At 36.5% G+C, this 12257-nt stretch carries 11 protein-coding genes; 6 read left to right on the top strand and 5 right to left on the bottom strand.

The window, feature by feature from the left end; translation table 11 throughout:
- Positions 1–123 precede the first annotated feature (123 nt).
- Entirely contained in the window at positions 124–1062 is a 939-nt protein-coding gene (locus tag MHH81_RS05755; protein ID WP_340918952.1) for a YgaP family membrane protein, read from the top strand.
- Between the two features lie 900 nt (positions 1063–1962).
- Positions 1963–3108, top strand: coding sequence for a HAMP domain-containing sensor histidine kinase (locus MHH81_RS05750; protein WP_340918949.1), 1146 nt, complete (start codon positions 1963–1965; stop codon positions 3106–3108).
- Positions 3109–3387: 279 nt separating this feature from the next.
- Here MHH81_RS05750 and MHH81_RS05745 read toward each other — a convergent pair whose 3' ends face one another.
- Positions 3388–4266: a LysR family transcriptional regulator gene (locus MHH81_RS05745; protein ID WP_340918946.1), complete on the bottom strand. Its 879-nt coding sequence runs from the start codon at positions 4264–4266 to the stop codon at positions 3388–3390.
- 117 nt (positions 4267–4383) lie between these two features.
- Here MHH81_RS05745 and hutG point away from each other — a divergent pair, with 117 nt between their 5' ends.
- Positions 4384–5313: a formimidoylglutamase gene (gene hutG / locus MHH81_RS05740; protein WP_340918943.1), complete on the top strand. Its 930-nt coding sequence runs from the start codon at positions 4384–4386 to the stop codon at positions 5311–5313.
- Positions 5314–5323: 10 nt separating this feature from the next.
- Positions 5324–6508, top strand: coding sequence for a sodium/glutamate symporter (gene gltS / locus MHH81_RS05735; RefSeq protein WP_340918939.1), 1185 nt, complete (start codon positions 5324–5326; stop codon positions 6506–6508).
- Positions 6509–6651: 143 nt separating this feature from the next.
- Here the strand turns inward: gltS and MHH81_RS05730 are convergent, their stop codons facing one another.
- The 3 genes from MHH81_RS05730 to MHH81_RS05720 are packed head-to-tail and all read right to left on the bottom strand — an operon-like array spanning position 6652 to position 8893.
- Positions 6652–7479 carry a MetQ/NlpA family ABC transporter substrate-binding protein gene (locus MHH81_RS05730; protein WP_340918936.1) on the bottom strand — a complete coding sequence of 276 codons (828 nt, stop codon included), beginning with the start codon at positions 7477–7479 and terminating at the stop codon, positions 6652–6654.
- A gap of 9 nt (positions 7480–7488) precedes the next feature.
- Positions 7489–8151 carry a methionine ABC transporter permease gene (locus tag MHH81_RS05725; RefSeq protein ID WP_340918934.1) on the bottom strand — a complete coding sequence of 221 codons (663 nt, stop codon included), beginning with the start codon at positions 8149–8151 and terminating at the stop codon, positions 7489–7491.
- Complete coding sequence (locus MHH81_RS05720) at positions 8144–8893, bottom strand: methionine ABC transporter ATP-binding protein (protein ID WP_340918931.1); 750 nt, start codon at positions 8891–8893, stop codon at positions 8144–8146. Before MHH81_RS05720 ends, MHH81_RS05725 begins: the two co-directional genes overlap by 8 nt.
- A gap of 451 nt (positions 8894–9344) precedes the next feature.
- Between MHH81_RS05720 and MHH81_RS05715 the strand changes: the two genes are divergently transcribed.
- On the top strand, positions 9345–10535 hold the full coding sequence (locus MHH81_RS05715; protein ID WP_340918928.1) for an MFS transporter: 1191 nt from the start codon (positions 9345–9347) through the stop codon (positions 10533–10535).
- Between the two features lie 175 nt (positions 10536–10710).
- Here MHH81_RS05715 and MHH81_RS05710 read toward each other — a convergent pair whose 3' ends face one another.
- Complete coding sequence (locus MHH81_RS05710; protein ID WP_340918926.1) at positions 10711–11166, bottom strand: ATP-binding protein; 456 nt, start codon at positions 11164–11166, stop codon at positions 10711–10713.
- A 604-nt stretch (positions 11167–11770) separates the two neighbouring features.
- Here MHH81_RS05710 and MHH81_RS05705 point away from each other — a divergent pair.
- On the top strand, positions 11771–12250 hold the full coding sequence (locus tag MHH81_RS05705; protein ID WP_340918924.1) for a DUF2975 domain-containing protein: 480 nt from the start codon (positions 11771–11773) through the stop codon (positions 12248–12250).
- The last annotated feature ends 7 nt before the right edge of the window (positions 12251–12257 follow it).

Here is a 12257-nt window from a genome sequence, read left to right as displayed (position 1 = left end):
ATTCCATGTCATCCATTCTCCCTTCGTAGTATCGGTAAAATCAATAGTAGTTACCGCAGTAAAATAGAATTAATAGTGATTCTCCATGCTTTATCCAAAATTCAGATAGGAGGTTCCACACAGATGACAAATAATCAACAAAATATCAGTACGAGTGATGCATACTCTCGTTTCGTGTTGGGCTCAGTGATGACTGCATATGGTACGACACGACTTATGCGTGACCCTAAAAGCAGAAGTGGGCGAATGCTTGTACTGTTAGGTTCCATGAAAGCAGCGGAAGGCGCAACAAGGTTTTGTCCAAGAAAAGCGATGAATTCATTGTTGGAGCAAAAAATGATGAGTGCAAACGCTTCACAAGGTTCATTAGCTAGTGCTGGAGCAGCGATGAATAGCGCAACTCAGTCCGGACAAAGTGCTTCTAGTGGCAATGCTGGACAAATGGGTGGAAGTATTATGCAGATGGTAGGGAATATTGCACAAAAATTTGCTGGAGGAAATGCACCTCAAAGTACTGCTAGTTCTCAAAGTGCGAGTGGTACACAAAATATGAGTGGCGGAGCTGGACAAAACGCTTCTGGTAGCAACCTCGCTCAGACGATTGGGAATGTAGCCCAACAATTAACGAGTGGTACTGCTGCTCAATCAATTGGTAACATCGCTCAAACCGTAGCCCCACAAGTTGGGCAAATGATGAACGACGTTGCGAGTATGACCGGATCACAAAATGCTGCTGGAACGAATAATGGTGGGAAGCAAGCGTCTGCAACGAGTGGAGCAACAAACACGAATGCCACGGCAAACGGAAACGCTAACACGAAGAATGCCGCAAATGGTACGAAAAACGCTACTACCAATAGTGAGGCAACGAAATCAGCTTCAGCTTCTAAAAATAGTGAAAGCAAGCAAGCTACTTCCACAAATGGTAACAACACGCCAAAAGCAGGTGCAACAAAAACAAAAATGGACGGTGCCGCTAATAACGCTAATTTATCGAATGTAGCTGCAATAAATGCATCAACCACAAACAAAAATGCACCAACACCAAATATTCTGCAATAATCATCTAACATGTCACTGCAAATTGCGGTGACATGTTTTTAATTCTTGGCTCTGTTTGTTTAGGTGGATGAGTAGAAAATATGACAGGAAAACAGTATGAAATGTTAATCACAATATAACTGCAATAATAAATGAGAAATTGTATAAATACCTATTTAAATACTTGCAAATCGATGATTAACATCATTTAAAGTTTCGCGCCTATATGGAACGAGTCTTTTTCTACACCTGTTTTTCGTATATTTTTTTAATCTACTATTTTTTGTAGGCACTTGATTGTAGTGAAAGACGGCGACTCCAGCGGGAATCGCATGAGCTGAAGGCCCCCGCAGGAGCAAACATAGGAACGAAGGCTAAGAACGCCACCTCGTGTGGCAACGCCTTCGTGACCAACATCGTGTTGGCCTGAGGAGACTGAAGCCATGCCCGCGGAAAGCGTCAGTCTGGAACGGAAATCAATACCTTGGAAAATAGACCATCTCTCAGTCACTATATGACTTTAGGTACAGCCCCATCCTTTTGATTTTTTCAGTATTATTTTTCTACACCTGCATCAATTTATGGGCTTATTGGACAGCCCCTTTTTTATATCTATATACTCTTTTATTTATAAAGAAAACGGAATTCTTCCATTTTGACCAATGAATGATTTTTTCATTAGCATCAGTACCTTCACAATCCATGCCTCTCTATGTATTACTAGCTGTATATTAGAAATCCTCTCTAATAATTTTCATCATTTATGTTATTATGGTTAAATCACACCATTTGTAATTTCAAGCATGTTGAAAAATTATTGACTCAAAACTTAAAACAACGAAAGGAGTACATATGAAGGAAAATTATACCCATATCAATAACAAAGTATATTATACGTTAGTGATCATCCTGACGACACTAATGATGATGGGTTTGTTATTAGATAATCCACGTTTTGGTGAACTTAAGATAGGTTACATTTTACATAGTGTTCTTACATTAGCTCTCGTTGCATGTTTATTGCTTTATCCTAGGTATCGGAATTATCATATTAGAATTATCATTATTATCGTTGGATCCGCTTATCTCTATACTATTTTCTTTTTATATCCAGACACTTGGTCTACCTTTATACTTCTCTGCTTTATTCCTGCAATTTCTATTTTATTTTTTGATTCAAAGCTATTTTATTTTTCTTTAATTTTAAACGGACTATTAATAACGGTTACATATAGTTATATCATGATAATGGATCAAGAAAATAGATACGCTCATATGAAATCAGATTTAATAGGAAATGTTAGTAACTTTATAGGGAGTCAAGTGATAATATATTGTATTTATTATTTATACCATGTACGTATAAAGAAACAGCAATTATATTATGAACAATTACAACACTCAGAACGATTAAAGACTACTGGACAACTTGCAGCTGCAGTTGCACATGAAATTAGAAATCCTTTGACAGCTGTTAAAGGTTTTTTGCAGTTTTACAGCGAAAAGGACACTCTATCTAGTAAGGATGTAAAAGATCATTTTACTTTGATGATTGATGAATTAAATACGGCAGAACAAGTAATTTCTCAATTTTTATGCATTGCAAAGCCAGATAAAGAGAAAAAAATAGAAATTGTAAACGTTCAGGCTGTTCTTCAAAGTGTAACTGATTTACTTAAATCATATGGGCTTGTACGTGATAATACGATTGAATTAAATGTGGATGAAGATTGCTATATCTACGCTAATGCAATAGAGTATAAACAATTAATGATAAATATTATCAAAAACGCAATTGAGGCCTCCAAAAGTGGTGATTCCGTTATTGTTCAGGTGAAAAGAAAGAATCATTTCGTGGAAATGAAAGTAATCGATACTGGTTGTGGTATGTCAAAAGCGGAAGTTGAGTCTCTCGGTACTCCTTTCTACTCTTTAAAAAGTAACGGGACAGGTTTAGGTTTAATGATTTGCTATCATATCGTTGAAAAATATAATGGTAGAATTGATTTCCAAAGTTCAATTGATGAAGGTACAACGGTTACTATCCGCTTTCCATCAAATAAATGAGGATTCTGTACGACCTTCTTTACCAATGAGGTGGCATGTTGGTACAAAAACCTCAATTACGTATGGTATAGTTGACAGTTCCTCATCATGATTTTTTGCTTATGAATCCTTACAAAATTTTTGATTAATGTGCGCTATTAAAATATCAAAGACTGTAGACTAAATGACCTAGAATCTAACAATTCTAGGTCATTTTTCACGTCTGAAGGAAATCCGAATAGGAGGTCCCCTTACTATAACGGATGTACTTAGAATATTATGGTTGTGCCTAGTACCTATTTAATGCATTGTCTTTATGAGCTCAAATAGCTCTAATATACTTTTTGGGAATGTACGGTCCTTCATGGTGCTTAAGTATACATTGCGATTTAGAAACTCACTGTGCACTGGGCTTGTTAGTAAGCATTCTGATAAATGATGTTTGACATAGTGTTGAGGTAAGATGGCAATTCCTAACCCTTCTTCTACCAATACTTTTATCATTTCAAATCGTTCTATTTTATATTGAATATTCGGTGTGACATTTTCCTGTTCAAACGCTTTTAATATTTGTGCACTCGTTTGAAATGCTGGCATACCTATTATCAATGCTTCTTTAGTAAAGTCTACTAGCGTTATTTTCTCTTTCGCAGCAAATGGATGATCTTTTTTTGTTACCACTACATACGGTTCGGTATACAATAATTCACTTTTTATTTCATGATCAACAATATGCTGGTTCGTAATTACTCCATGCACATTTAAATCTAATAAAGCTTGACGCACAGTTTGATTATACAATGTATCAATTAGAGTAATTTGATTTTGTGGGTATCGTTTTTGATATGCAATAATTACTTGTGAAAACCAGTAATTTGCTGATTCAATCATGCCTAATCGAATTTCTAACTGCTCCCCTTTTGCTAACTCTTTTAACTCGGTATCCATTACTTCAAATTGAGCAATTAAACTTTTCGAACGTTCATAAAATTGCTGTCCTAATTCCGTTAATTGAAATTGTTTGGTTGTACGTTCTATTAGCGATGCATTGATTTCTAGTTCCAGAGTTTTTATCGCATTGCTTAATGAAGGCTGTGAAATATGTAAGGCTTTTGCGGCCCTTGAAAAACTTTGATATTTTACGGTTGCATTGAAATAATACATCTTCCGTAAATCCATTTCGCACCTCATTTATAGTTTTAAACTATTATAATATAAAAAAATGATATTTGTTATTATAAATATTTATAAATATAATAAAAATATGTTTTTTCAGTCTTTAAGGAGGTGAACGTATTGCATAAAAAAACAGATTCAAAAGTTTGGCAAGGTCGCATCGATCATGATACGGATCACGCTTACTTTCGTTATCATCAAATTGTTCAATTGGCAACTACAACAACGCCAGGATCGGTTGGATTAATAGGCTTTGTTTGCGATGAAGGTGTCCGCCGTAACAATGGTCGGGTTGGTGCAAAAGATGCTCCTATTGCGTTACGTAAGCAGTTATCAACGTTGCCATGGCGTAATGATGTTCATATAAATTCTCTAATTGATTTGGGGGATATCATTTGTGAAGGTCATGAATTAGAGCAGGCACAACGAGAATTAGGGGATAAAGTTTCTGACATTTTAACAAACGGAAAGGCTATTGTACTTGGGGGCGGGCATGAAACATTATACGGACAATATTTAGGGGTGCGTAAAGCAGCAGGTCCGGACTCTTCCATTGGTTTGCTTAATATTGATGCGCACTTTGATATGCGTTCGTATGATAAACAAACCTCGTCAGGTACAATGTTTAAACAAATTTTAGACGAGGATCCAAATGCACATTATTTCGTATGTGGCATCCAACAATATGGGAACACGACTGCATTATTCGATACAGCCGCTCAATATGATGTGCAATACTTTTTAGATGAACAATTGGATTCAGCTCAGTTCACTAAAGATTTAAATGACTTCATGGATGCGCATGATGTTTTACTTGTTACTCTTTGTATGGATGTTATAAATGCTGCTGAAGCTCCGGGTGTCAGTGCACCATCACCATTCGGTTTGTCCGCTTTGAAGGTTCGGGACATTTTGCGCCAAATGGTTTCGCACAAAAACACTGTAAGTTTCAGCATTTGTGAAGTAAACCCTTCACTTGATGTAAATAATCAAACCGCAAAATTGGGTGCTTACTTTATCAATGAAGTAATTATGAACAGTTTGGAATAAACAAAGGGGGATGTATATGGCTTTAAATCAAATTACAACACTATGCCTAGCAGTAACATTATTTTTAATCGGTTCATTTTTAGTTAAAAGGGTCGGTTTTTTAAATCGATTTTGTATTCCGGCACCTGTTGTGGGGGGCTTGCTATTCGCTATTTTAGCAACGATTTTAAAAGGTTTCGACATTCTCGAAATTACTTTAGACACCTCACTACAATCCATTTTCATGATCACATTCTTTACAACGATTGGACTCGGTGCAAGTTTCAAACTTGTTAAATTAGGCGGCAAACTGCTAGTAATCTATTGGTTAGCTTGTGGTTTCTTAGCCTTAATGCAAAATGTGATTGGCGTTTCTTTAGCAAAAGTAATGGGTATTCATCCATTAATCGGCGTAATGGCTGGAGCCGTATCGATGGAAGGAGGACATGGTGCTGCTGCCGCTTTTGGGGAAACAATTGAAGGCTTAGGCGTACCTTCTGCCCTAACAATTGGGATGGCTGCAGCTACATGTGGATTAGTAGCTGGCGGACTTGTTGGTGGTCCCGTGATACAATACTTAATTCGCAAATTTAACTTAAAGCCATCTTCTGAAGAAACAGAAGCATACGTTGAAAAATCACAACATCCGATTACAGAAAAATCATTCATGCTGCAAGTTTTCTTAATCACATTCTGTATGGCTGCTGGTACATATGCAGGGGAATGGTTCTCTACTCTGACAGGATTTGTATTACCAGGTTATGTAGGTGCCATGTTCATTGCAGTAATCGTACGTAATATCGTCGATCGCTTCAAACCTGAATTAATCAACATGAAAGAAATCAACTTAATCGGTGATATTTCCCTTGGCATTTTCTTATCAATGGCATTGATGAGCATTAAACTATGGGAAGTCGCAGACTTAGCCTTACCATTATTCATCATCATTTTAGTTCAAGTACTCTTCATCGTATTATTCGCGGTGTTCGTTCTTTTCCGCTTACTCGGTAAAAATTACGATGCAGCGATTATGGTATCGGGTTTCCTTGGTCATGGTCTTGGTGCAACGCCCAACGCAATGGCAAATATGTCAGCAGTTGTTTCAAAATTTGGCCCATCACGTAAAGCATTCCTAATCGTACCGATCGTAGGAGCCTTCTTAATTGACGTTTTCGGTATGCCAATTATTATTACAACAATTAATCTCTTTAAATAGAAGTGCTAGGCCATAACACAATTCAAGAAGCGCAAACCATTAAGCTACACGGGTTTGCGCTTTTTATTTAGTAGTGCATGCATAGAAAGAGGGCCATTCTCTGTTGTAAAAACAACTAGAATAGCCCTTTCTTTATATCTGTATTAGAATGCCGGAATGGCAGTTTCATCATAATTTTCTTCTAAAAACTTGCGTACTTCTGGACTCGTCATAGCTTCAGCTAGCTTTTGAATCGACTCTGATTCAGCATTATCTTTGCGCGCTACTAGAGTAATCGCAAAGTCATTTTCAATTCCTTCTGTAAGGATAGCATCACTTTTTGGTGTCAATCCAAGTGGTGCAGCGTATGCAGGGTACAAGAATACTGCATCTGCATCATCATACATTCTCGCTAACATTAACAAATCTACTTCTTCAAACTTATAGTTTTTTGGGTTGTCAACAATATCAGCTTTCGTATAATATGGTCCCGTTTTTTCTTGTAAAGTAATGACATCATGTTGAGCTAACAATGCCAATGAACGATCTATATTGGAAACGTCATTCGCAATAGCGATTACAGCACCCTCCGGTAATTCGTCCATCGAATTGTATTCTTTAGAATATACACCATAATTCGCAAAATAGATTGGTACAATTGGAACTAGTTCTGCATCATTGTTTCTATTGAATTGCTCCATGTACGGAACATGTTGGAAGAAGTTTGCATCTACTTCTCCTGCCGCAAGCGCGCTGTTAGGCTGAACATTATCACTTAATACAACAATTTCGAGATTAATCCCTTCCTCTGCAAGTTTTGGTTTAACAAGCTCCAGCATTTCCGTCATTGGAGGAATTAAAGAAGCTACTTTCAATGTCACTTCTTCCTGCTCATTACTTTGCACATTTCCCTTATCATTTGCCTCATTTTTCTGGCTACAACCAGCTAAAATCAATAGTGACATCGTAATAAAAATAAGTATTTTTTTCATTTTTTTCTCCTATCTTTTATCAATCATTCTTGATACAGTTGTTCCAGTAAATTGGATGATCTGTACCAGTATGATCATAATAATAATCATGTACATCATTAATTCTGTTTTAAATTGTTGATATCCGTACCGAATGGCAAAGTCTCCTATACCACCGCCTCCGACTACTCCCATAATTGTCGAATAGGAAATAAAACTAATAATCGATGTTGTTAATCCGAGAACAAGTCCAGAACGGGCCTCAACATAAAGAAATTTAAAAATAACTTCCTTAACAGAAGCACCCATTGAAATGGCTGCTTCCATTACACCTCTTGGTACGTCTAATAAAGACTGCTCGACTAATCGCGAATAATGCGCAATAGCGATTATTGATAATGGAACAGTTGCGGCCGCTGTACCAATGGCTGTTCCAATGATTAATCGTGTAAATGGAATTAGAAAAACTACTAATAATAAAAAAGGAAAAGAACGAGTAATATTTACCAATAAATTTAAAGTAAAAAAAACAAAACGGTTCTCAAGTACTTGTCCCTTCTTGCAAAGGTAAAGTAACGTCCCAACTGGGAGGCCTAGAAGGATTGCAGCTAAAATAGAAACACCCACCATTACAAAGGTCTCTCCAATAGACGCCCAAATTTCAGCTTCATATTGAACTAATATATCAGGCATGGTCCATCTCACCACCCCTTTTTAATTGTTCTACAAAGTATCTTGGGCTACCGTCTATATGTTGAATCTTTTTTGGTTCAATTAATACGGTGTCATAGATTTCTCCAGCTTCCATTACAGTTACTCGATTACATATACTTTTAATTACTTCCATCTCATGACTTACAATGACAATAGTAACACCGAGTCTTTTATTTATATTTTCTAATACCTCTAATATTTCAGCAGTTGTATTAGGATCAAGGGAAGAAGTCGGTTCATCACATAACAAAACTTGCGGATAATTCGCTAATGCTCTTGCAATTGCAACGCGCTGCTTTTGTCCGCCACTTAATTGTGCAGGATATTTTTCCATGAAACTCTCCAACCCAACAAATTGAAGACACTCCACCACGCGGCTCCGTCGTTCTTTCCTTGGAAAGTTTGCCAATTCTAACGATACGGCTACATTATCGTAAACCGTTTTATTCAACACTAGATTAAAATGTTGAAAAATCATCCCTATTGATTTCCGTGCTTGTCGAAGTCCTTTGCTGCTCAAATCGGTTAACTTTTGACCATTCACTTCCACTTCACCTTCATCAGGGATCTCCAACAAATTCATTAGCCGCAGCAAGGTTGATTTACCTGCTCCACTAGCTCCAATAATTCCGTGAATCTCTCCTTTATTGATCGTTAAAGACAAGGATTTAATGGCCTGAAACTGTGAAAAACTTTTACTGACATTATGTAATTTAATCAAAAAAAAACCCCTTTCTAGTAGTTGAAGGGTTATTACAACAGCTCTAATTATAGCCTAATATACTTGGGCTGTCATTTTGGCAGATAATTTCGATATCAAATTTAAAAGCCAAGATAACCCCCAGTAAGTTAAAACTTTAGCACACGGAGGGATAGACCTTATTTCTTACAAAAAACTCATTTACTTATGGTACGGTTCTCCGTATTGTAACTAAATGAGGTTTTTACATACTAATTTTCTTAATACCAACTACTATCAATATTATTATCAACAGAAATGTGTTTTCTTAAATAGTTATCTGCTAACTCCCGTTGCATTGTCGATCCTGGTAATCCATTGACCTCTATTTGATAAGAAAGGGTTTTTCTCGCAAAAATATTTTATGGTATGATGTTTAGGTTGTTTTTCTACTTTGTGACACATTTACATTCATCTAAGAAAAGAGGTATTTATGCACCACACAAATTTATCCAAGCAACATTGGTTGCTCATCTTAACACTTACTTTATTAACATTTGTTCTCGGGACAAGCGAATTTGTTATTGTCGGAATCTTAACCGATATTTCCTCAAGCCTTCATATAACAAATGCAAAAGCAGGCACACTCGTTTCTGCGTTTGCAATTACGTTTGCCATCGCCACACCACTAGTGATGTCAGCAACAAGTCATTTTCCAAAGCGAAAATGGATGTTGTTTTTGATAGGAACTTTCATCGTCTTGAATGCTTTGTGTGTAATCTCGACGAGCTACATCATGCTCCTTGCACTTCGGATTATGACAGCGATTGTAACAGGAGTATTAATTTCTCTAGCCATGATTGTTGCAAGTGAAACCATGCCGATTAATAAACGCGGACTTGCTATATCATTCGTTTTCGGTGGTTTCACACTTGCAAATGTCGTTGGAGTGCCAATTGGTGTTGTCATTGCCGAATCGTACGGCTGGAATGCCACTTTCATGTTAACTACTTTCCTAGGAGGATTGGCGTTTTTGGCATCTTTTTTCTTCTTGCCTACTAGACTCAGCCAAATACGCAGTTCGATACGGGATCAGTTTTCTTTAATGACCAATCCAAGAATTTTGATGGCTTTTTTCATTCCTGCTCTCGGATTTGGCGCAACTTATACAATCTTTACGTACCTTGTTCCAATCTTGAAGGGAATGGAAGTACCAAATCATTCAATTAGCTTAATCTTATTTGGTTACGGATTTATCTCGATTTTCAGCAACATCCTCGCCGGTAAAATTGCCAGCCACAATGCAATCGGTCGCCTTCGGTTTGTTTTTCTCGTGCAGGCAGTTGTTCTGACAAGTTTATTTTGGACTACAAATCATTTTATTTTAGGACTGGCTAACCTTGGCTTGATGTCGTTAATGGCCATCCTCTTAACAACATCTACCCAGCTTTATTTAATAGACCTCGCCGGAATTTATCAACCAAAAGCAACAGGTCTCGCTGCTTCACTTATGCCAGTGGCAAGCAACGTAGGTATCGCTTTTGGTTCTGCATTAGGCGGAATTGTATACCATCAAGGGAATTTAATGAATGTAACATGGGTCGGTGGGATAGTTGCAGTCTGTGCAAGTCTGCTAACTTTCTTTAGCCATCGTTTAGATCAAAAACAAAAGAAATCAACATAAAAGGGATGCAACAATCACTTGGCATGCTTCCTATGGTATCTCCAGAAGAACCAAAATCTTTCCATGCCATAATTAATGATATTACAGTCCCTTTATATAAAATTGAAAAAAGAAGTATCAAGGACATTTAGTTGTTCTTTGATACTTCTTTTTATATTCGAAATTTCGAAAGGAATTAAATTATTCGTTTCGTCTCCATGTACGGCAGACACTCTTTTCCTTGCCTAATGGTTGCTGTACCATTCGTTGTTGTATAAGGCGGTGTTTCCGGCAAAACGTTCATGACCAAGAGCCGGATTGAATGATCTTTATAAAATATTTCATCAAATGAAGGGGTTATGTGTGGATCCGTATTTTCAAATATCCTTTTTTGTAATTCTTCTATGTCTACATCAAATGGAATCCCAATTAAAACATTGTCTATTCCCTGCATTTTGTCGGCCACGCCGAAAACAACGCTGCCCCCACCGCCATTTGCCATACAAACAGCGTATTTAATCATTTTATTGACGTTTTCCTCCACAGCACTAAAATTCCATTGTTTAAAGTCTAGGTCCTGTGCCTCAAAATCATCTGCAATATGATGATCCAATTGCTGAATGATCTCCATGATTTCGCTTTTATTCTTCATAAGTATATCCTCCTTTCCAGCAAAACCGATTATATACCTTGCAAATACGTTAACCAATGCTTATACAAAAAAGGCAGTCCCTTATTAAAAATACACTTGTAGAAAATACCTCTTATTATATTTATATGTTTGTTTCGTCATGTATAAAAGAAGAAGTTTGATGACCATTCAGAAAATAAAAAGTTATTATGAAACTTATGCCAACAAAATGAATCTATTTAATGAACAAACATGAAAACTTAAACATTCATGAATACTCCTTGCACAGGTACCTGAAATTTTGTTAAACAAATTAGAACCTCATTTACTTATGATACGGTTCACCGTGACACATCTAAATGAGGTGCTTCCATTTTTATTTGGCTCATTTGCGGCTCATTTTTTATAGATAAAGTTATTTTTTATTAGTGGACTAACAGTAATTCAATTGAGGCTCATGAGATACACCATATAGAGCATTTCTTTGTAAAGAGGAATGCTTTATATTTTTGTCCAAATTAACTTATTAACAACAAAAATCTTATAATAATCAATAAAAATTCATTGTTTATCGATAAATAAAATGTTAATATCTAATAAACAATACTTAAGAGAGGTGCTTTTCATGAAACCAGAAACACTATTTTTAAAGTTAGCTGTTGTTCTTATGGGCTTTCCAGTTCTTGCTTTATGCATCTTTTTGGTACCTGAGTTAGGTAATATTGCAGCAAAATTGCTTCCAGAGTTTGATTTCATTAAATACCTCGTTTCTATGGTTTTTGATGCATCGGCGATTCCTTTTTACTTTGCTTTGTATCAGGCGTTTAAACTTTTACGCTATATTGACAAAAATAAAGCTTTCTCACAATTATCTGTAAATGCTTTGAGAAATATCAAATTCTGTGCCATCACAATCAGTAGTTTGCATGTGCTACTCTTGCCGCTCTTTTATCTCTTTGCGGAGAAAGACGATGCACCAGGTGTCATCTTTGTTGGATTGGTTGTTCCTTTTGCTTCAATAGTGATTGCAGTCTTTGCTGCTGTTCTTCAAATGCTATTAAAAAATGCCATCGATATAAAATCAGAAAATGATTTAACGATATGAGGTGAAA

The organism is Psychrobacillus sp. FSL H8-0484 (assembly GCF_038005325.1).
Classification (GTDB): domain Bacteria; phylum Bacillota; class Bacilli; order Bacillales_A; family Planococcaceae; genus Psychrobacillus.
This window is presented reverse-complemented; position numbering and strand designations above follow the sequence as displayed.